The organism is Roseateles sp. (genome assembly GCF_049240545.1).
Lineage (GTDB): Bacteria > Pseudomonadota > Gammaproteobacteria > Burkholderiales > Burkholderiaceae_C > Paucibacter_A.
In genome coordinates this window covers 1-20,105 of the sequence record NZ_JBMLSK010000074.1, presented here as the reverse complement: position 1 = coordinate 20,105, position 20,105 = coordinate 1, and the positions used below count along the sequence as shown (strand labels likewise).

At 62.4% G+C, this 20,105-nt stretch carries 16 protein-coding genes and 1 tRNA gene; 8 read left to right on the top strand and 9 right to left on the bottom strand.

From position 1 onward, the window contains the following. Positions 1 to 22: 22 nt before the first annotated feature. Together serB and mfd are read right to left on the bottom strand one after the other, a co-directional pair. Positions 23 to 715 carry a phosphoserine phosphatase SerB gene (gene serB, locus ACOVRJ_RS04125; protein ID WP_422042628.1) on the bottom strand — a complete coding sequence of 231 codons (693 nt, stop codon included), beginning with the start codon at positions 713 to 715 and terminating at the stop codon, positions 23 to 25. A gap of 1 nt (position 716) precedes the next feature. Then, complete coding sequence (mfd, locus tag ACOVRJ_RS04120; RefSeq protein WP_422042627.1) at positions 717 to 4,193, bottom strand: transcription-repair coupling factor; 3,477 nt, start codon at positions 4,191 to 4,193, stop codon at positions 717 to 719. Between the two features lie 250 nt (positions 4,194 to 4,443). Here mfd and ACOVRJ_RS04115 point away from each other — a divergent pair, with 250 nt between their 5' ends. Beyond that, complete coding sequence (locus tag ACOVRJ_RS04115; RefSeq protein WP_422042626.1) at positions 4,444 to 4,743, top strand: hypothetical protein; 300 nt, start codon at positions 4,444 to 4,446, stop codon at positions 4,741 to 4,743. Between the two features lie 53 nt (positions 4,744 to 4,796). On the opposite strand, the gene ACOVRJ_RS04110 is transcribed toward ACOVRJ_RS04115, so the two are convergent. After that, positions 4,797 to 5,858, bottom strand: a complete 1,062-nt coding sequence (locus ACOVRJ_RS04110) for an RNA methyltransferase (RefSeq protein WP_422042625.1) — start codon at positions 5,856 to 5,858, stop codon at positions 4,797 to 4,799. Between the two features lie 36 nt (positions 5,859 to 5,894). On the opposite strand from ACOVRJ_RS04110, the gene ispD reads away from it, so the two are divergent. Beyond that, a complete protein-coding gene (gene ispD / locus ACOVRJ_RS04105) occupies positions 5,895 to 6,614 on the top strand; it encodes a 2-C-methyl-D-erythritol 4-phosphate cytidylyltransferase (RefSeq protein WP_422042624.1) in 720 nt (239 codons plus the stop codon). Positions 6,615 to 6,970: 356 nt separating this feature from the next. Here the strand turns inward: ispD and ACOVRJ_RS04100 are convergent, their stop codons facing one another. Further along, positions 6,971 to 7,558, bottom strand: a complete 588-nt coding sequence (locus ACOVRJ_RS04100) for an outer membrane protein (protein WP_422042623.1) — start codon at positions 7,556 to 7,558, stop codon at positions 6,971 to 6,973. Between the two features lie 191 nt (positions 7,559 to 7,749). Between ACOVRJ_RS04100 and ACOVRJ_RS04095 the strand changes: the two genes are divergently transcribed. After that, positions 7,750 to 8,490: a helix-turn-helix domain-containing protein gene (locus ACOVRJ_RS04095; RefSeq protein WP_422042622.1), complete on the top strand. Its 741-nt coding sequence runs from the start codon at positions 7,750 to 7,752 to the stop codon at positions 8,488 to 8,490. A 7-nt stretch (positions 8,491 to 8,497) separates the two neighbouring features. Here ACOVRJ_RS04095 and ACOVRJ_RS04090 read toward each other — a convergent pair whose 3' ends face one another. Beyond that, positions 8,498 to 10,732, bottom strand: coding sequence for a patatin-like phospholipase family protein (locus ACOVRJ_RS04090; RefSeq protein ID WP_422042621.1), 2,235 nt, complete (start codon positions 10,730 to 10,732; stop codon positions 8,498 to 8,500). A 157-nt stretch (positions 10,733 to 10,889) separates the two neighbouring features. Between ACOVRJ_RS04090 and ispF the strand changes: the two genes are divergently transcribed. Next, complete coding sequence (ispF, locus tag ACOVRJ_RS04085; RefSeq protein WP_422042620.1) at positions 10,890 to 11,408, top strand: 2-C-methyl-D-erythritol 2,4-cyclodiphosphate synthase; 519 nt, start codon at positions 10,890 to 10,892, stop codon at positions 11,406 to 11,408. Between the two features lie 87 nt (positions 11,409 to 11,495). Here ispF and ACOVRJ_RS04080 read toward each other — a convergent pair whose 3' ends face one another. Both ACOVRJ_RS04080 and ompR read right to left on the bottom strand, forming a co-directional pair. Beyond that, positions 11,496 to 12,818, bottom strand: coding sequence for an ATP-binding protein (locus tag ACOVRJ_RS04080; RefSeq protein WP_422042619.1), 1,323 nt, complete (start codon positions 12,816 to 12,818; stop codon positions 11,496 to 11,498). Between the two features lie 36 nt (positions 12,819 to 12,854). Next, complete coding sequence (ompR, locus tag ACOVRJ_RS04075) at positions 12,855 to 13,595, bottom strand: two-component system response regulator OmpR (protein WP_422042618.1); 741 nt, start codon at positions 13,593 to 13,595, stop codon at positions 12,855 to 12,857. Between the two features lie 204 nt (positions 13,596 to 13,799). On the opposite strand from ompR, the gene ACOVRJ_RS04070 reads away from it, so the two are divergent. Then, positions 13,800 to 14,504: an SIMPL domain-containing protein gene (locus ACOVRJ_RS04070; protein WP_422042617.1), complete on the top strand. Its 705-nt coding sequence runs from the start codon at positions 13,800 to 13,802 to the stop codon at positions 14,502 to 14,504. A gap of 41 nt (positions 14,505 to 14,545) precedes the next feature. Here the strand turns inward: ACOVRJ_RS04070 and ACOVRJ_RS04065 are convergent, their stop codons facing one another. Beyond that, positions 14,546 to 15,316, bottom strand: coding sequence for a 3-hydroxybutyrate dehydrogenase (locus ACOVRJ_RS04065; protein ID WP_422042616.1), 771 nt, complete (start codon positions 15,314 to 15,316; stop codon positions 14,546 to 14,548). Positions 15,317 to 15,373: 57 nt separating this feature from the next. Between ACOVRJ_RS04065 and ACOVRJ_RS04060 the strand changes: the two genes are divergently transcribed. The 3 genes from ACOVRJ_RS04060 (at position 15,374) to ACOVRJ_RS04050 (ending at position 18,768) form a co-directional block, all read left to right on the top strand. Further along, entirely contained in the window at positions 15,374 to 16,276 is a 903-nt protein-coding gene (locus ACOVRJ_RS04060) for an alpha/beta fold hydrolase (protein ID WP_422042615.1), read from the top strand. Continuing rightward, positions 16,273 to 18,630 (top strand): RelA/SpoT family protein, encoded by a 2,358-nt coding sequence (locus ACOVRJ_RS04055; RefSeq protein WP_422042614.1) that lies wholly within the window; start codon positions 16,273 to 16,275, stop codon positions 18,628 to 18,630. The genes ACOVRJ_RS04060 and ACOVRJ_RS04055 overlap by 4 nt, the downstream gene beginning before the upstream one ends. A 61-nt stretch (positions 18,631 to 18,691) precedes the next feature. After that, positions 18,692 to 18,768: transfer RNA gene (locus tag ACOVRJ_RS04050), tRNA-Val, on the top strand. Positions 18,769 to 19,336: 568 nt separating this feature from the next. Here ACOVRJ_RS04050 and ACOVRJ_RS04045 read toward each other — a convergent pair. Next, the coding region (locus ACOVRJ_RS04045) for a hypothetical protein (protein ID WP_422042613.1) at positions 19,337 to 20,105 on the bottom strand (769 nt) is incomplete at its 5' end.

Here is a 20,105-nt window from a genome sequence, read left to right as displayed (position 1 = left end):
GCCCAAGCGGTTGGAAGCTTGTTCAGACCAGCACTTCCAGCAAACGCTGCAGACCGCCCTCGTTGATGGCCACCATGGCCTGTTCGCGCACCTTGGGCTTGGCGTGATAAGCCACGGACAAGCCGGCCGCGCCCATCATGGGTAGGTCGTTGGCGCCATCACCCACGGCGATGCATTGCGCGGGCAGGGCGCCGATCTCAGCGGCGCATTGCAGCAGCATGCGGCGCTTTTCTTCGCCGTCGCAGATGTCGCCCCAAGGCTGCATGACCAAGCCGCCGGTCAGGGCGCCGCCTTCAATCTCCAGCTCATTGCTGCGCACCCAGTCCATGCCCAATTCGGCCGCGACATAACGCGTGAAAAACGTGAAGCCGCCCGAAACCAAGACCAGCTTCAGGCCCGCGGCCTTCAGCGCCGCGCAGAGTTCGCGCGCGCCCGGGTTGAACTGCAGGCGCTCTTTCAATACCGCTTCCAAGGCCGTGACCGGCACGCCCTTGAGCAGCGCCAAGCGGCGCCGCAGGCTGTCTTTGAAATCGGTGATCTCGCCGCGCATCGCGGCTTCGGTGATGGCGGCCACCTCGGCCTTGCGGCCGGCGGCATCGGCGATTTCATCGATGCACTCGATGCTGATCAGCGTCGAGTCCATATCGAAGGCGGCGAGTTTGAAGTCGGCCAGACGCAAAGGAGGCGTGAAGCCCTGGGTGACGAGTGCGCTCATATCAATCTTGTTTGATGGGGGTGCCGAGAAGGCGCAGCACTTCTCGGATGGCATGCGCGCGGTCCTTGGGGTCGGACAGCGCTTTGTCGATGCGCAATTTGTCATTGCCCACCAGCTTGATGCTCTTGTTCTTTTGCACCAGCTCAATGACCCGCATCGCGTCGATGGGCGGATTGGGTCGGAAATTGATGTTCATCACCATCGGCGCCGCGTCGATCTTGGCCACGCCATAAGGCTTGGCCAGCACGCGCAGGCGATGGGTGTCGAAGAGGGTCTGACCCTGCGCCGGCAGCTTGCCGAAGCGGTCGGTGACTTCTTCCAGCAGCTTATCGATCTGCTCGCTCTTTTCGGCCGTGGCCAAGCGTTTGTAGAGCGACAGGCGCTGGTGCACATCGCCGCAGTAGGCGTCGGGCAGCAGGGCGGGGGCGTGCAGATTGATCTCGGTGGTGGCGCCCAGCGGGCTGAGCAGATCGGGCTCTTTGCCGGCCTTCAGCGAACGCACCGCTTCGGCCAACATCTCGTTGTAGAGCTGGAAGCCGATTTCCATCATATTGCCGCTCTGGTTCTCGCCCAGCATCTGGCCGGCACCGCGAATCTCCAGATCGTGCATGGCCAAATAGAAGCCTGAGCCCAGCTCTTCCATGGCTTGAATCGCGTCCAGGCGCTGGGTGGCTTGCTTGGTCAGGCCCTCGATATCAGGCACCATCAAATAAGCATAGGCCTGATGGTGCGAGCGGCCGACGCGGCCGCGCAGCTGGTGCAGCTGGGCCAGGCCGAATTTGTCGGCGCGGGCAATGATGATGGTGTTGGCGCTCGGCACGTCGATGCCGGTCTCGATGATGGTCGAGCACAGCAAGACATTGTGTTTGCCGCCGACGAACTCGCGCATCACCCGCTCCAGCTCGCGCTCGGGCATCTGGCCGTGGGCGATGATGATGCGAGCTTCGGGCAGCAGCTCTTCGAGCTTCTGGCGCCGGTTCTCGATGGTCTCGACCTCGTTGTGCAGGAAGTAGACCTGCCCGCCGCGTTTCAGCTCACGCAGCACCGCCTCGCGAATCGTGCCGCTGGTTTCGCTGCGCACAAAGGTCTTGATGGCCAGGCGGCGCTGCGGGGCGGTGGCGATCACGCTCAAGTCGCGCAGGCCTTCCAGCGCCATGCCTAAGGTGCGCGGGATGGGCGTGGCGGTCAGCGTCAGCACATCGACCTCGGCGCGCATCGCCTTCATCGCCTCTTTGTGGCGCACGCCAAAGCGGTGTTCTTCGTCGATCACCAAGAGCCCTAAGCGCGCGAACTTCACATCCGGGCTGAGCAGCTTGTGGGTGCCGATGACGATGTCGATGGTGCCGTCGGCCAGACCGGCCATGGCGGCCTTGATCTCCTTGGTGGAGCGGAAGCGGCTCATCTCCGCCACTCGCACCGGCCACTTGCCGAAACGATCGGCAATGTTTTGGTAATGCTGCTCGGCCAAGAGCGTGGTGGGCGCCAGGATGGCGACCTGCTTACCGCCCATCACCGCCACAAAGGCCGCACGCAAAGCCACCTCGGTCTTGCCAAAGCCCACATCGCCGCAGACCAGTCGATCCATCGGTTTGGGGCTGATCATGTCCTGGATCACCGCATGAATAGCGGCGCGCTGATCGGGCGTTTCTTCAAAGCCAAAGCTGGCCGCAAAGGCTTCGTAGTCATGGCCCGAGTAGCGGAAGGCGTGGCCCTCGCGGGCAGCGCGGCGGGCGTAGAGATTGAGCAGTTCGGCCGCGGTGTCGCGCACCTGCTCAGCGGCTTTGCGTTTGGCTTTTTCCCACTGGCCGGAGCCCAGCCGGTGCAGCGGCGCTTCTTCCGCTGAAACACCGGTGTAGCGGCTGATCAGGTGCAGCTGCGCCACCGGCACATAAAGCGTGGCCTCATCGGCATAGATCAGGTGCAAGAACTCGGAGGCGCCGTCACCGATGTCGATATTGATCAGGCCCTGGTAGCGGCCGATGCCGTGGTTGTTGTGCACCACCGGGTCGCCGACCTTGAGCTCGGACAAATCCTTGATCAGCGCATTGACGTCGCTGACCTGCTCTTGCTTGCGGCGCCGGCGTGTGGTGGGCGTGGTGGCGAAGAGCTCGGTTTCGGTGAAGAACTGGATCAGCCGACCTTCATCGGGCTCATGCCAGAAGAAGCCGGCTGCCAGCGGCGCGGCCGCGATGGCGAACTTCTCTGGGCTGGCTTCGAACTCCGCCAGACTGCCGACCGAGGGCGGGTCGATCTTGTTGTCGCGCAGCAGCTCCAGCAAGCTCTCGCGCCGGCCTTCGCTTTCGGCCAGCAAGAGCACGCGGTGCGGCGTGGCATGCAGGTGGGCGGCCAGCCGCGCCAGCGGTTCTTGGGCACCGCGCTCCACGCTGACATCGGGCAGCGGGCGGGCAAAGTCGCTGGGCTCTTGGCCGCGCACCGCCAGCACAGCATGGCTGTGCGTCAGCGCGAAGAACTCTTCCGCCTTCAGGTAGATCTCTTCCGGCGCCAGGATGGGGCGTTCGGGGTCGTGCTGCAAGAAGCGGTGGCGTTCGAGGGTGTCGGTCCAAAAGCGCGTCAGCGCTTCGTCCACCTCGCCATGCAGAGCCAGCGCGCAATGCTCACCGAGGAACTCGAAGATGCTGGCGGTTTGCTCGAAGAAGATCGGCAAGTAGTACTCGATGCCGCCGGTGGCAATACCTTGGTCGATGTCTTTGTAGATGCGCGAGCGGGTCGGGTCGCCGTCCATCTTTTCGCGCCAGCGTGAGCGAAAAGCCTTGCGTGCCGCCTCGTCCATCGGGAACTCGCGGCCCGGCAGCAGACGCACCTCGGGCACCGGGTAGAGGCTGCGCTGGCTGTCCGGGTCAAAGGTGCGGATCGAGTCGACCTCGTCGCCGAACAAGTCGACCCGGTAGGGCACCAAGGAGCCCATGGGGAAGAGGTCGATCAGCCCACCGCGCACCGCGTACTCGCCCGGCGACACCACTTGCGAGACATGGTTGTAGCCGGCCAGCGTCAGCTGTGACTTCAGGCCGGCTTCATCGAGGCGCTGCTTTTGCTTGAAGTTGAAGGTGGTCGCGGCCAAGAAGCTCGGGGGCGCCAAGCGAGTCAGGGCGGTCGAGGCGGGCAGCAGCACCACATCCAGCTCGCGCTGGTCGGCCGGCTTGCCGCGGCTTTGCAGCAGTTGCCACAGAGTGGCCAAGCGCTCGGAGATCAGGTCCTGGTGCGGGCTGAAAGTGTCGTAGGGCAGGGTCTCCCAATCGGGGAAGACGCCCACGCGCAATTCCGGCGCAAAGAACTTCAGCTCGTCTTCCAAGCGCTGGGTGTCGCCCGGCTCGGCGGTGATGATGGCGGTGATGCGCCCAGCCGCCATTTGTTGCACGGCATAGCGGGCCAGCAGCAGCGCATCGGCCGAGCCGGTCGGTCGGGCCAGGGTGAACTTCTTACCGGGATTGATCGGGGGCAGATTCAGGGAGGACGGCATGGCGCACAAATGGAAACAGCCCCGGGGTGGAGCTGAGGCGATTGTAGGCAAGCGGGCCTGTGCGTCCCGCGGAGTCCTCGCTAATCCCAAGGCTCAGCGCCAACAGCCACAGTCGGAGACCAAGCTTCTCCTGCGTCAGCACCGGGACTGTCTAGAATGGCCGAGTCAGAATAACTGAGCAACCCAGCGAGTTGGTGCGTGAAGGGCTGCCGTTGATCAATCTTGTTAGGTTCAACAAAGGGTAGGGATCATGAAGAAATCAGTGGCAGCTTGCGGCGCTTATGCCGGGCTGAAGGGTTTGCCTGAGTCCGGTTCGCGACTTGCAATGTCGGCCGCGCTCATCCTTGCGACAATTCTGGGCAGTGCTTGTGCCAGCTCATCCGGAGATGCCGCATCGGCCGGTATCGAGAGGGAAGAGCGGACGATCAGAACCGGTTCGATGATTGCTCGCAAAGACCCCGGAAGCGTGTCGGTCAAGTCGGTCGACAAGGATGCGTATCAGGACGCGATTCGCAACAATCCGCCCGCCAATATGGGCGGTCCCAAGTAAGGGGCTGAGCCCGGAGGCCATCAAAGAAAAGGGGCGCGGCCCCTTTTTTCTTGTCAAGCATTGTGGGCCCGAGGCTGAGTTGCAGGGCGGCGCAGCACTTGAATGGTTTGTTCCGTGTTGGCCAAACTGCGCGCCCGTAACTGCCCACAGCCACCATCAACATCCTGTCCCGCTGAATCTCGCAGTTTGGTCAAGATGCCGCGCTGGTGCAGCGTTCGGGCGATCTCAGCGGCGCGCTCCCAGCTGGGGCGTTTGAACTCCAGGCCGGGGATGCTGTTGTAGGGAATCATGTTCAGGATGGCGTACTTGCCCTTGAGCAGGCGCACGATGCCGTCCAGTTCGTCCTCTGAGTCATTCACGCCTTCCAGCAAGGTCCACTGGTACTGAATGGGGTAGGCGCTCTGCCGTGCGTACTGCTCGCCCAACTCGACCAGTTCATCCGGGCTGATGCGCGGCGCACGCGGCAACAAACGCTCGCGCAGCTCGGCCTTGCTGGTGTGCAGAGAGAGTGCCAGCGCCGGCTTGACCCTCTCGAGCGGCAGCCGCTCAAACACCCGCGGGTCACCGACGGTTGAGAACACCAAGTTCTTGTGGCCGATATTGCCTTCGCTGCCGAGCAGATCGATGGCCTCCAGCACATTGTCCAGATTGTGGGCGGGCTCACCCATGCCCATGAACACGACTTTCTTGACCTCGCGTTGCGAGCGCGCCAAGGCGACTTGAGCCACGATTTCGCCGCTGCTGACCTGGCGGATCAGGCCGCTTTGCCCGGTCATGCAAAACTGGCAGCCGACCGCGCAGCCGACTTGGCTGGACACGCACAAGCCGCCACGGGGCAAGAGTACCGACTCCACGGTTTGCCCGTCGTTCAGGCCAACCAACAAGCGTGCCGAACCATCCTCTCCGGGATGGCTGGAGATCAAGCGGGCGAGGCCTTGTAGTTCCGCATCTAGGTCATGCAGGGCGCTGCGCAAGGCCAAGGGCAGGAAGTCATCCGGCTTGCGTCGCCCTTGGGTATGGGGGCGCGCCCGGACCCAGTCGCGCAGCAGTCGCTGTTCATGGGGAGTTTTGGCGCCGAGCGCGCGCAGGCGTTGACGAATGGCTTCGATTTGCATGGAGGTGCGATTTTAGGTCGACCCTAAAATGCCTCGATGACGAACTACACAATCGGACAGCAGCCGCGCTGTTTTGCCTTGGTGCCGGCCGCTGGCGTTGGCGCACGTTCGGGCGCCGAGGGGCCCAAACAGTATGTGAAGCTGGCAGGCCAGGCGATGATGGGACATACCTTGCAAGCGCTCACCCAGGTCAAGGGTTTGAGCGGCACCTTGGTGGTTTTGTCGCCAGATGATGAGCAGTTTGAGGCCGCCGTGCCGGGTTTTACGGGCCAGGGCGCTTGGGTGGCGCGCTGTGGTGGCGCCAGCCGCGCCGAGACCGTAGCCAATGGCTTGCGTGAATTGCAGGCCTTGGGCGCCCAGCCGCACGACTGGGTTTTGGTGCACGACGCAGCGCGTTGCCTGTTGCGCCCGGAGTGGGTTGAACGCTTGATGGCGGCCTGTGCATCCGATGAGGTGGGCGGTTTGCTGGCCCTGCCGCTGGCAGACACGCTGAAGGCCTCGCAGCAAGGCCGTGTGGCTGCGACGATTGCACGTGCCGAGAAGTGGGCGGCCCAAACGCCGCAGATGTTTCGCCTTGGTTTGTTGATGCCGGCGCTGGCGCAACTGGATGACTCCATCACCGACGAAGCGAGCGCCGTCGAGGCCTTGGGGCACCGGCCATTGCTGGTGGAAAGTTCGATGGAGAACTTCAAGGTCACATGGCCGGCTGACTTTGCCTTGGCTGAGCGTTTGCTGCAGAGCCGTCCTGGGCCTTGATGCGCCCCACCAGTGACCTGGGCCTCAAAGCCTGAGCAATAGTTTCCGTAGCCTATCGCCTAGCCTGGAGCACAGGCTAGCATCGGCGCTTGGCCTGGTTTCTATTCTGTTGACGTTGGACTGGCTGGGTGGGCGCTCGTCGACGAAGCCGCAAGCGCTTGCGGCCAAGGTCAAGCTGAAGATGAGGGCATGCAAGAGACGCTCCTCCTGGGGTGATGGCGGCGCCCGCTCGGCCGCGGGCAAGTTGCTCAAAAGCCTTGGGGCCTTGGGCCTGTTTGGCCAGGGTGGCGCGCCGTGGATGGGCCCAGGCTCGCGCCCAGCGTTGAGGCCGGGTGCGAGCCCCCTGGTGCTGGGATTTAGAACTTGTAGCTCAGACCCACAGAGAACATATTGACACTGGCCTTGTCGCCTGCCTTGTTGTACTTGGCGCTGATGTGGTCGTAATCGGCATTGACGCTCATGGTCTTGCTGATGGCGTAGCTGAGGCCGGCGCCGCCCAGCAGGCCAAAGCTGTTCTTGCTTTCGCTGCCGCCGGCTGCGTAGCTGGCCGCGCCGCGGGTGTAGGCGCCGCCGAGCTTGCCGCGCAGCGTGAAATCACCCATCTGCAAGGGCAGGGTGCCGACCACGCCGAGGCCGCCGATCTTCACCGTGCCTTGGGCGTCCTTGCCGGCACGGCGCAGTGTGCCTTCACCCTTGCCCACGCCGAAAGCCATCACTTCGACGCCGAAGTTCTCGAAGTTCATCCCGCCGTAAACCTTGCCGCCGAGGCTGGCCGTTTGGTCGCATTTTTGTCCGGTGCTGCACTTGATGTCGTACTTGTTGTACAAGCCGATGTTGGCGCCGACATAGCTTTCAGGCTGCGGGGCGGCGTTGGCGCTGCCGGCTGCGGCAGACAGGGCGAAAACGGCGGCCATCGTGCGGCTCAGAGTTTGGAACTGGGTCATTTGAACTACTCCTATGGGTTTGCTGCGTTGACTTCTCGCCGCTGGAGAGCCTCTCGGGCTGGTGCTTCAGTGGCGACGGTTTGCAGTGTTCCCTTGATCAGCTGGACTTGCCAGGATCTTGAACTTTGTCGCGTTTTTAGCCCTGTTTGGTACTACGATGCGCTACCAAATCACGATGTTTCAGGAGAGGTATGAGCAGTCCGGAAGTCATCATTCAAGTGCTGCGCAGCGAGATGCGAGCGGCCGGTGTCACCTACAAGCAGTTGGCGCAGCGCTTGGACATGAGCGAGTCCAGCATCAAACGGGTGTTTTCGCAGGGGGATATGAGCCTCACTCGCCTGGAGCAGATTTGCAAATCCGTGGGCGTGGCGATGGAGGACGTGCTGCGCCAGTCGGCCGATGCCACCCCGCATGCGGACACCTTGACCTTGGACCAGGAGAAGTCGCTGGTGCAGGACCCCAAGCTCTTGCTGGTGGCCATCTGTTGCTTGGGGCATTGGTCTTTGGAGCAGATCATCGAGGTCTATGACATTTCAGAGACCGAGTGCATCCGCTATCTGGTGAAGTTAGACCGCTTGGAGTTGATCGAGCTGAAGGCGATGAACCGCTACCGCATGCGGGTGTCCATTGCCTTCCGTTGGCTGGCGGATGGCCCGGTGCAGCAGTTCTTCCGCAAGTATGTGGTGGATGACTACTTCGGCGGGCGCTTCGATGGAGCGGGCGAAACCCTGTTGTGCGTCCATGGGCGACTCTCCAATCCCAGCGCCCAGGAGTTGGTGCAAAAGATCCGTCAATTGGCCGCCGAGTTGGCGCGTTTGCACCAGGATGACCAGCGCCTGCTGCCGGCGGAGCGTGATGGCTTCACCTTGTTGCTGGGTTTGCGTTCCTGGGAGTTTGCTCAGTTCACCGCCATGCGGCGCAACAAGATGTGAGCCGGCATTACCAGATCGGACCCAGGAACAGGTAAAGCGAGGACTGTCCGCGATAGGTGCTGCCAGCGGCCAGGTAGAAGGGGCCAAAGCGGGTATCGATGGCGAGGAAAAGGCTGCCGGCCAGTTTGCCGTCGGGCAAGGTCAGCAGCGCCTTTTCATTCGACTTCAGAATCGCGCCGGCGTCGAGCGCGAAGCCCGCCCCGCTTGCGGTCCCCCGCCCGAGCGGCAACTGGCCGCTATTTCGAGCCCACACCCCGCGGCCCATGCCCACGTTGCTGCCGTTGAGCGAGCCCCGCGGTGAGCCCGATAGGCGCAAGAAGCCACCCAATTCCCCGACATTGCCGTCGAGCTTGGTGCTGGCGGCTTCCCCGTACACATGGCCGGCCCATTGGCCAAGCCGGAATGCGCTCAAACCCTGCAAAGAGAAATAGTCATTCGGCACAGTGACCCCGTCGGGTCTTTGCCTGATGAAGTTGGCGTCGATCAGAAAACCTCGGCTGGGAAACGCCACCGAATCCAGCGTGTCGGCGCGGAATCTGAGAGACTGCTGATTGACCCACGCTTGCCCGCGCTCTGCAGGATCCTCTGGAATCGCCTGAACGGCTCTGACCCGGGCGCGTCCGAAATTCCAGCGGACATCGCCCCAGTTGCCCAATTGCCGCCCCAAGGCGAAGGATGCGCCGGCCATATTGGTATGGATCCGTGCTTGCCGCAATCCTTTCTCGTTGAAAATGTCTGCGTTTTCAGAGCCGTAACGAGCCTCCGCAGTGGCGAACCAGGGCGAGCCTGGCCCCAGCGGTTGGAAAAACTCCATCCCCAAATTGCGTTTGGCGCCGATGGTGCCAGTAGTGCGTAACTCTGCACCCCAGCGGTTCAGCCAGGTCCAGACATGCATGACGGAGAGTGAAAAGCGATTCGCTTCGTCGAAGTCGCTGTAAAGCTCAAGGCCGACCCGCAGGCGGCTGCTGGCCCAATCGGCCTCGGTCAGATTCAGCGTTACTTGACGGCGACCGTTCTCGTCGCTGATCTGGGTGTCGATGCGTTCGAAATCACCGCGACCATACAAGTTGGCGGCCGCCTTCTGGATCTCGGCCAGTCCGGTGGGTTTGCCGAGGGGCAGGTCGACCTCGGCCTTCAAGGCCTCGGCATCAGTGTGCTTGGTACCGCGCAGGGTCAGGCTGGCCAAGGGCAATTGCTTGGCCGGTTGACGCGGCTGCTGGAGCCGGCGCAACTCCTGTTCCGCATAGGCTTCGGGTGACACCGATAAGGCCCGCAAACGTTCGTGGGCGGCCATGGCCCCGCGCTGCCCGGAGCTGATCGACTCCTCATAACGCGAAAAATCCATGAAGGCGATATCGCCCAGGTCCGGGTCGATCAACACATCGTTGGGCCGCAAGCCCTTCAGCGACTGCGCGACGTTTTGATTGGTCAGGATCTGCAGCATCTGGTTGGCGACGCCAACGGCGCTGGTGATTTCGCGCTCCTCCAGCAGCGGTGAACCCACATTCACCGCAATGATCACTTCGGCGCCCATCTTGCGGGCGATATCGATGCCCAGATTGCGCACCAGGCCGCCATCGACCACCGCGCGGCCATTGATGCGCACCGGGGTGAAGACGCCGGGGATGGCCATCGAGGCGCGCATGGCCAAGAACAAGGGCGTGTCCACCATCTCCAGCATCTCGCCGCTGAGCAGATCGGTGGCCACGGCCCGGAAGGGCAGGTTCATCTGGCTGATGGGGGACTCGGCCTGCAAGGGTGGCACCAAGCGCTCAAGCGCGAACTCCAGCGAGCTGTTGCCCGCGGCGGCAGGGGGCAGGCTCATGCCGGTCTTGCGGTGCAGACCGAGTTCAATGCGGGAGGGGATGCCTTGATCCTCCTCGCGGCGCCGGAAGCTCAAGTTCTGGCGTGGCGGGCGATCGGCCATGATGGCGGGCCAGTCGGTGCGCCGCACGAAGTCTTCCAACTCTTCGATCTTGCGGCCCGAAGCATAAGCCCCGCCAACCACCGCGCCCATGCTGGTGCCCACGACCAAATCGACCGGCACCCGTAGGTCTTGCAGCACGCGCAAAACACCGATATGGGCCAGCCCGCGCACACCGCCGCCCGACAGGACCAGGCCGACCTTGGGTCGCGCCGGGTCTTTGGGGGTCGCAGCGTCTTCGGACGATTGGGCACAGGCCCGGGTGCCGTTCAGGCCCAGGCCCAGGATTAGCAACAGGGCAGGAAACAGTGGAGTCATGGAGGCGTGTCGAGGTGGCGGTTCTGGCCGGACCGAGAGTCTCAGCAGCAAGAGCCAGCAGTTACGGCCGACACCATAGCGCAGCTTGATGAATGCGCTAAGCTGGCGTCGAAAACTGAGGCCAGCCTCCCTGTTGATTTGCACACTTCGCTCACCCATGACCGCTACTTTTTCACTTCCTCCCTTACGCATTGGTGAAGGCTGGGACACGCATGTCCTGGTCACCGGCCGGCCCTTGATTTTGGGCGGCGTCACGATTCCGCACTCCCATGGCCTGCTCGGCCATTCGGATGCCGATGCCTTGGCCCACGCCATCACCGATGCCCTCTTGGGCGCCGCAGCGCTGGGCGATATTGGCAAGCTTTTTCCCGACACCGCCGCCGAATTCAAGGGTGCCGACTCGATGGTCTTGCTGGCCGAAGCCTACCGCCGGGTGCAGGCCGAAGGTTGGCAACTCATCAATATCGACTCCACCATCAAGGCGCAGGCACCCAAGATGGCGCCGCATATCCCGGCCATGCGGGCCCGGCTGGCCGAGGTGCTGGGCATCGACATCGGACAAGTCAATGTCAAAGCCAAGACCGCCGAGAAGATGGGGCCAGTGGGTGAGGGCCTGGCGATGGAGGCCCACGCGGTGTGCTTGCTGACACGACTGCCTGAGACCGCGCCTGCCTGAGTGTTTGCCCCGGACGCTTCGCTCCAGATTGAGGCCCTTGCTGTCGAAGGGCTGCGGCAAGAAAAGGGCGGCAGTGGGGGCGCTGGGTCAGGAGGCTTTTTGCAGCCGAATGACGGCGAACAAGCCGCCGCCTTCGGCGTTGCCGATTTCCAGCTGACCGCCCAGGCGTTGCACTGACTTTTCAACAATCGCCAGGCCCAGGCCGGCGCCGGTAGCGGCGGTGCGAGCGGCGTCACCTCGGAAGAAGGGCGTGGTCAGGCGGGCCAGCTTGTCGGCCGGCACACCAGGCCCGAAGTCTCGCACCTGCAAAGCCACCCAAGGGCCGGTTTGGCTGCAGCTGACGGTGACTCGAGCACCTTCGTCGGGCGCGTGGCCGTAGCGGCGTGCGTTTTCAAACAGATTCAGCAGCACCCGGCCCAATTCCGTTTCGTCGGCCCAAACCTTCAGCTCCGACGGCAGATCAATCGCAATGCTGATTTGCTGCGGATTGCGGAAACCTTGCGCTTCGCGATCGACCAAGAGGCTGAGGTTCACGGGTTGCAGCTGCAGCTCGGACGGCCGGGCGTAGTCCATGAACTTGTGAATGATGGCGTCGAGTTGGTCGATGTCTTGCGCCATGAACTGGCGCGCCTGCTCGTCCGGCACGCTCATTTCGGCTTCTAGGCGCAGCCGCGCCAGCGGGGTTCGCAAGTCATGCGAGATGCCGGCCAGCATCACGGTGCGGTCTTCTTCCATCTTGGCCAATTCCCGGGCCATGCGGTTGAAGCCCATATTGACGTCGCGAATCTCGCTGGTGTGGGTGCTTTCGTCCAGGCGCGACTCATACTCGCCTTCACGGATGCGCTGCGCTGCAATGCTCAATTCACGCAAGGGTTGGTTGATCAGCCGCGTGATCGCGGCCGAACCCAAGACGGTGGCCACCAAGGCGATCAGCAGCCATAAAACATTGCTGGAGCTGGAAATACTCAGCGGCCTGGGGCTGGTCTGCAGCCAATAGGCCTCCTCGCCAATGCTGAAGCGCACCCACAGGCCGGACTCGCCGTTGACGCTGCGCGCCACCAGCGTCGACGGCCCCAGCTTGCTGCGCAACTCGGCGGCCAATTGCTTGGCGAAGGCGTTCATGTCGTAGGGCTGCCAGCGGTCATGGGCCTCCGCCAGGCGCACCTGCACCGCCTCGCTGCGCGCCAGGCTGCTGAGCACGGCCACGCGGTTGATGCTGTCGGTGTCGGCCAGGGCGACCCGACTCAAGTTGACCAGGCCGGCGAGCTGCTGGGCGGCTTCCAGCGCACGTGGTTCGGCCTCCAGCACCTTGAAGGTTTGCTGCCAGGCCAGCACACCGCCCAGCAGCAGCAAGGCCAGCAGGGCGAATGTGCGCCAGAACAGATTGAGGGCGAGTTGGGGGCGCGGCATGGCCTCGGTGTGTCAGCTCAGATCACTCAAGCAGGCTCAACCCTTTTCATCCGGCACAAAAACGTAACCCACACCCCAGACGGTCTGGATGTAGCGCGGTTGCGCGGGGTCGGTTTCCAGCAGCTTGCGCAGGCGCGAGATTTGCACGTCCAGGCTGCGGTCAAAGGGCTCGAAGTCGCGGCCACGGGCCAACTGCGCCAGCTTATCGCGGCTGAGTGGCTGGCGTGGGTGGCGCACCAGGGCCTTGAGCATGGAGAACTCGCCGGTGGTCAAGGGCAGGGTTTCGCCATCGCGCGACAGGCGGCGCAAAGCCAGGTCGAACTCGAAGGGGCCGAAGCTCACCGTCATCGGCTCTTTGGAGGGCGCGCCGGGTGCCTCGATAGCCGGGCGGCGGCGCATCACGGCGTTGATGCGGGCCAACAGTTCACGCGGGTTGAAGGGTTTGCTCAGGTAGTCATCGGCGCCGACTTCCAGGCCGACGATGCGGTCCACATCTTCGACCTTGGCGGTCAGCATGATGATGGGCGTGGTGTCATTGGCGGCGCGCAGGCGGCGGCAGATGGTCAGGCCGTCTTCGCCGGGCAGCATCAGGTCCAGCACGATCAGGTCGACGGTTTCGCGCGTCAACTGCTTGTTCAGGGCGCGGCCATCTTCGGCCAGCAGGACTTCAAAGCCTTCTTGGCTCAGGTAGCGGCGCAGCAGGTCGCGGATGCGGGCGTCGTCATCGACAACCAGGATGCGGGTGGGCCGGGTCGGGCTCTGGTTGGTGCTGGACATGGCAGTTGCTTCTCTTGGAGTTGGGCGGCTGGATCGGAATCCGGGCACCCAGGAATTTGTAACAGACACATTGTCAGCGTGTTTTGGCAGGATTCCCACGCTGTAGCCAGACGGTTACAGCTCATTAACAATTGGACTCAAGCCTCGGCCGCAGTCAGGTCACGGGTCTGGGTTAAGCTAAGGGTTTTCACTGAGAGGAGACTTATGAAGAAGAAAATGCTTGCTGGACTCGGTCTGGTGATGATCAGCGGTTTGACTTGGGCCGCCGACCCGGCGCCGCGAGATCGGCTCAACCTGAGCGCTACCGCCAGCGTGGATGTGGCCCGAGATGTGCTGAGCATCACCTTCTCGACGACCAAGGAGGGCAGCGATGCCGCCGTGGTGCAGACCGGCTTGAAGCAGGCCCTGGATGCCGCCCTGCTGGAGGCGCGCAAGATCGCCAAACCGGGTCAGGTCGAGGTTCAGACCGGAAACTTTTCCCTCTACCCGCGTTACGCCGCCAAGGGTGGGATCAATGGCTGGCAAGGCACGGCCGAGTTGGTGGTGGAGGGGCGTGATGCCGCTGCGATTGCGCAACTCAGCGCCCGCATCGGCAGCATGAGCATCGGCCGAGTGGCCTACAGCTTGTCGAAGGAGCAGCGCGAGCAGGCCGAGTCGGAAGCGGTGGTGCAAGCCATTGCACGCTTCAAGGCCCGCGCTGCCGACTACATCAAGCAGTTTGGCTACGGGGGCTATGCCATTGGCGAGGTCAATGTCAGCAGCTCCGAGCCCGGCATGATGCCGATGGCAGCGCCGCCGATGCGCTTCAAGACCATGGCGGCCGCGGCCGATGAGGCTTTGCCGGTGGAGGCCGGCAAGGCCTCGGTCAGCGTGACGGTCAACGGCACGGTGGTGATGACGGCACGTTAAGCACGAAAGGGCCGCTCAGGCATCTGAGCGGCCGGCCTGGATCACTGGGCCGTCCAGCCGCCATCCAGACTCCAGGCCTGGCCGCACACATTGCTGGCCGCCTCCGAGCAGAGAAAGACTGCCAACTCTCCCAACTGTTCAGGCGTGGTGAAGCGCAGCGATGGCTGTTTTTCGGCCAGCAGTCGGCGCTTGGCTTCTTCCCCATCCACGCCGTCTGCGGCAGCCCGTGCATCCACCTGCTTTTGGACCAAGGGCGTCAGCACCCAGCCAGGGCAAATGGCGTTGGCGGTGACGCTACTGCTTGCGATTTCCAGGGCCACGCTCTTGGTGAAGCCGACCAGCCCATGCTTGGCCGCAACATAGGCCGACTTTTGCGCTGAGGCGACCAGGCCGTGAACCGAGGCGATGTTCAGAATCCGCCCCCAGCCCCGTTGCTTCATGCCGGGCAATGCCAGGCGGGTGGTGTGAAAGGCCGAACTCAGATTGATGGCCAAGATGGCGTCCCAGCGCTCGGGTGGGAAGTCCTCGACCGCGGCCACATGCTGGATACCCGCGTTGTTGACCAAGATGTCGCAGGCGCCGAATTCGGACTCGATATAGGCCATCATGGCTTCGATTTCGGCCGGCTTGCTCATGTCGGCGCCGTGGTAGCCGACCCGTACACCGAGGGCTTCGACTTGGGCGCGGGGCCCGGCAACGTCGCCAAAGCCATTCAGCACGATATTGGCGCCCTGTGCTGCCAGCCGCAGGGCGACGCCCAGGCCGATGCCGCTGGTGGAACCGGTTACGAGGGCAGTTTTGCCTTTCAACATCACGGAAGTCCTTTCGGGGTTGCTAGGATGGACTATAGAAGGAAGCGCAACAAGATCATGAGCGAAGCACAACTCAAGTACGTCAATTGCCTCGGCCCGGCTGGATTGCACCGCATGGCCTACTGGGAGTGGGGCTGCACGGCGCCTTTGCCGCCCGGCCAGGCGGCGCCCGTGGTGGTCTGTGTGCACGGCCTGACCCGACAAGGGCGCGACTTTGACGAGCTCGCGCGCGTGCTGTCCTCGCAGTACCGGGTGATCTGTCCTGATGTGGCGGGGCGCGGTGAATCAGATTGGCTCGCCAGTCCGGCGGCGTACCAGATTCCGACCTATGTGGCGGATATGGTGACGTTGTTGGCCCGGTTGGATGTGGACTGGGTCGATTGGGTGGGGACGTCCATGGGCGGGCTGATCGGCATGGGGCTGGCGGCGCTGCGGGGCGGCTCGGCCACGCCGATGGTGCGACGCCTGGTGTTGAACGATGTCGGCCCTCAGATTGAGTTTGCAAGCCTGCAACGCATTGGCGCTTATCTGGGGCAGAACATGGCGTTTGACAGCCTGGAGCAAGGGCGCGACTACCTCTTGAGCATCTCAAAAGGTTTTGGCCCGCACAGCGCCGAACAATGGGCGGCCTTGTCGGCACCGATGTTCAAACATGATCCGGCCTCGGATCAATGGCGTCTGCACTATGACCCGCAGATTGCGCAAGCATTCAAGTTGGTCACCCCTGAACTGGCCCAGGCCTCATCGGCCGCGCTGTGGCAGGTTTATGACGCCTTGAGCTGTCCGACATTGCTGCTGCGTGGAGCCGAGTCCGATTTGTTGACGTCGCAGACCGCTCAGGCCATGGCGCAGCGCGGTCCCTGTGCACAAGTGCAAGAATTGTCTGGCGTTGGTCACGCGCCAACACTGGTCCAGCCCGATCAGATTGAACGGGTGAGGGCATTTCTTGGAGCGGTATGAAGACGGGTTTGAGTGTGTTGCAAGGGGAGCAGGCGGCCCCCATCGTGGCCTTGATGGAGGTGGATTTGCGCCCTGTCGGCTTGCCCGAGGGGACGGCGCATGAGGCAAGCGCATCGCAGGCTCCGCAAGACCCGATCGCGCGTGCGCGCGCCTTTGCAGAGCCTTTGTTGGCTGGCCAGCCCCTCGATACGGGCGAAGATGCCTTGCTGCATGCCGATGGGGTGTCGGCCATCTTGGCTGGCATCGGGGCGGCGCCCGCCATGCAGGCGGCCGCCTATTTGGTTTATGCCGGCGACTTTCTGAACAAGCCCGAGGAAGTGGTGACCAAGGCGTTCGGTGAGTCCTACGCCAGTTTGGTCATGCATACGCGGCGCTTGGTGCAGATTCAACGGGCGGCCCGAGCGGGCCGTGAGGCGGAATTGGATGCGGGGCGCCGTAGCGAACAGACCGAGCGCGTGCGCAAGATGCTGTTAGCGTTTTCGCGTGATTTGCGGGTGGTGCTGTTGAGGCTGGCTTCGCGCTTGCAGACCTTGCGCTACTTTGCCGCAGCCAAGAAGCCCTGTCCGGTCAGCTTGGCTGCCGAATCGCAGCAGGTGTTCGCGCCGCTGGCGAATCGACTCGGGATTTGGCAGATCAAGTGGGAGTTGGAGGACCTGTCTTTCCGCTTCTTGCAGCCTCAGGTCTACCGCGACATTGCCAAAGCCCTGGATGAGACCCGGGTCGAGCGCGAGCAGAGCATCGAGGCCGCCCGCATGGCCTTGCAAGAGGATCTCAAGGCGCTGAATCTGGAGGCGCAGGTGCAGGGGCGACCCAAGCATTTGTACAGCATCCACAAAAAGATGCGAGGCAAGCATCTGGCCTTGGAGCGGGTGTTTGATTTGCGCGCCTTGCGGGTGATCGTGCCGGCGCTTGCCGATTGCTACGCGGTGCTGAGCCGCTTGCATGAAAAATACACGCCCGTCGACGGTGAGTTTGACGACTACATTGCCCGACCCAAGCCTAACGGCTATCAGTCCTTGCATACCGTGGTCTTGGGCTCGGATGGTCGTGCCATGGAGGTGCAGATCCGTACTGCCGCCATGCATGAACACGCAGAGCACGGGGTTGCGGCGCATTGGGCCTACAAAGAGGCGGGTGCGCGGGGCTACGCCGGCGTGAGTGCAGCAGGCGAGTTCGAGGATCAAGTCGCACAAGCCCGCAAGGCGGTTTTGCGGCAATTGCTGGCCTGGGAGCGCGACTTTGTCGAAGGCGATGTGCAGGCGCAGAGCTCTGACGCATCGGCAAGTGGGGGCTCGGCGGAACCCGCGACGCCGATGTTTGATGAGCGCATCTATGTCTTCACGCCTCAGGCCTCGATCGTCGAGTTGACGGCGGGAGCGACCCCCATTGATTTTGCTTATGCGGTGCATACCGATTTAGGGCACCGTTGCCGCGGCGCCAAGATTGATGGCGTGATGCTGCCTTTGAACACGCCGCTGAAAAGCGGACAGACCGTGGAAATCAGTGCCATCAAAGAGGGTGGGCCTTCGCTGGATTGGTTGAATGCCGAGCTCGGGTTCTTGCAAAGTCCGCGCTCTCGCACCAAGGTCCGGGCTTGGTTCAATGCACTGGCCCAGCGGCAGACGATTGCGCGTGGACGCGAATCGGTTGAGAAGTTGCTGCAGCGGGAGGGGAAAACCGCAATCAAGCTGGAGGACCTGGCGGGGCGGCTGGGCTTCAAGAATGCCGATGCGTTGTTTGAGGTGGTTGGCAAGGATGAGTACTCCTTGCGCAATATCGAGTTGCTGCTGCGCCCACCGACACCGGAGCCTGACAACGATGAACTGCTGGCACAGCGTAAGACACGGGCCAGCAGCAGTGCACCGCGCGGCGGGGTGTTGGTGGTGGGTGTTGATTCACTGCTGACCAATCTGGCCCGCTGCTGCCGCCCAGCTCCACCCGATGCAATTGGCGGTTACGTGACGCGGGGGAAAGGGGTGGCCATCCATCGCCTGGACTGTGTCAACTTCCGCCAAATGGCCGAACGCGCCGCTGAGCGTGTGATTGACGTGGAGTGGGGGGGGGCTGTTTCGGGCGGAGTGGGTGACAAAGGTCAGCCCCGAGGTGCCGCCTTGTATCCGGTGGATGTGGTCGTGGAAGGTTCTGACCGACAAGGCCTTTTGCGCGATGTACTGGAAGTGCTGGCCAAAGAAAAGATGAACGTGATTGCGGTCAACACACAGTCCGTCAAGTCGGCGCGCAGCGATACCGCCTGGATGAACTTCACGGTGGAAGTGGCCGATTCAGGGCGCCTCGCCCAGGTGCTTCGACTGCTTTCCCAGATCAATGGCGTGCGCAGCGCCAGAAGAAAATAATGAAGTTTTCATCAAAGTGTAGACACCGCCAAAAAATGCGTGCTATACTGCGAAGCTCTTGAGGCGCGTAGCTCAGCTGGTTAGAGCACCACCTTGACATGGTGGGGGTCGTTGGTTCGAGTCCAATCGCGCCTACCAAATTAGGTAGGCGTTACCTTCAAGTAACGTTGAAATAAGAAGCCCGGTAGATCGCAGATCTGTCGGGCTTTTTGCTTTGCGGGCAACGATTTACGTCAACTTCTTTGTATCTTCCCACGGTGGCGCCTGAGGCTCAGGCACTGTCCGCCACACTGTCCAACAGTGGGTGAATGCTGGGTGTGTGTAGCTCCGCAGCGGGGGCATGTTGGATCACCAGTGGATCAACTGTCAAGCATTGATCCAGTGTGCAGGCGTGAGATTGCCTTCGCTTGGATTCACCGGTCCCGCCATGGGCAGCGACTGACGTCAGGCTCGGTGGCATCGTCACGGACCCATGCTGCCCGGTATGTCCCTCGCCCTGCCTCTCATGGCCTGCGAGGCAGGGGCGGCCCACTATGTCACTAGCTCACTGACGGGGTGACTTCGTGCACCTTTGTTTTTGCCAGGTTTGGGCCAGGTGGACACTGGAAAATTTTCAGGGTTGGGAACTTTGAACGGGGGTAGCCACTGGCCCTACTTGCTGCGCTCTACCGCAACTGGAGACTTAGATTTTTCCGTTACCCAGGGTTTATGGCGCGCTCCAAGATATCCAGCCTTCCTTGACGCGGTTTCGCAATGCCTTCCAGTCCTCGTTCGGCTGTGCCGCTTCGGTCCAGAACTCGCACGCACCCCAAGTTTCGTGTGATGCGATGCGAGCACCAGACCGGCCGATGACTTGGTAGAGTGCAAGCTTCTCTAGCGTGTCCAGGCCGTCTCGAACACATCCACTTAGGCGTTCAAGGGTCAGCCAAGATTCGTCGATGGCTTCGCTCGCACGGCGGACCAATTCGGGAAGTGATGCGATGTACGCGATGTCTGGGAGAACTCGCAGGACGAAGTCCCGGCTGTTCTCGCACTTATTTAGCTTCTTCAGGGAGGCATTAAAGATTTTCTCCATGGCCGTGAACGGCTTCCCTGCCATCCATGCTTCGAGGAGCGGTAGAAGTCTCGGAATGGCAAATTCCCCTCGCTCCTCCGGTGTCGTCAGCGCAGTAAACTCGCTGCCGAACAAGGTTTCAAGACCTTCCTGACGAGTCATCTCAATGAAGGCCCTTGGTTCCGACTTCAGCCAGTCGAAGAGCCATCGAGTCCAACCGTTTACCGAAGTGTCACTCGGCGGTAACTGGAGGTTTGCTTCTAGCGAGCGAAGCGTGGAAGCCTGAATGCCGAACTTCGCTGCGAGCACATTCGACCAGTCGGAATCTTCATCTGGGTCTGCAAGTGCCTTCTTGGCCGCGATTGCTGTGTGCTGGTCAAGTTTTTTCGGACACAGCGATAGGTTGTTTGATTGCCGATTG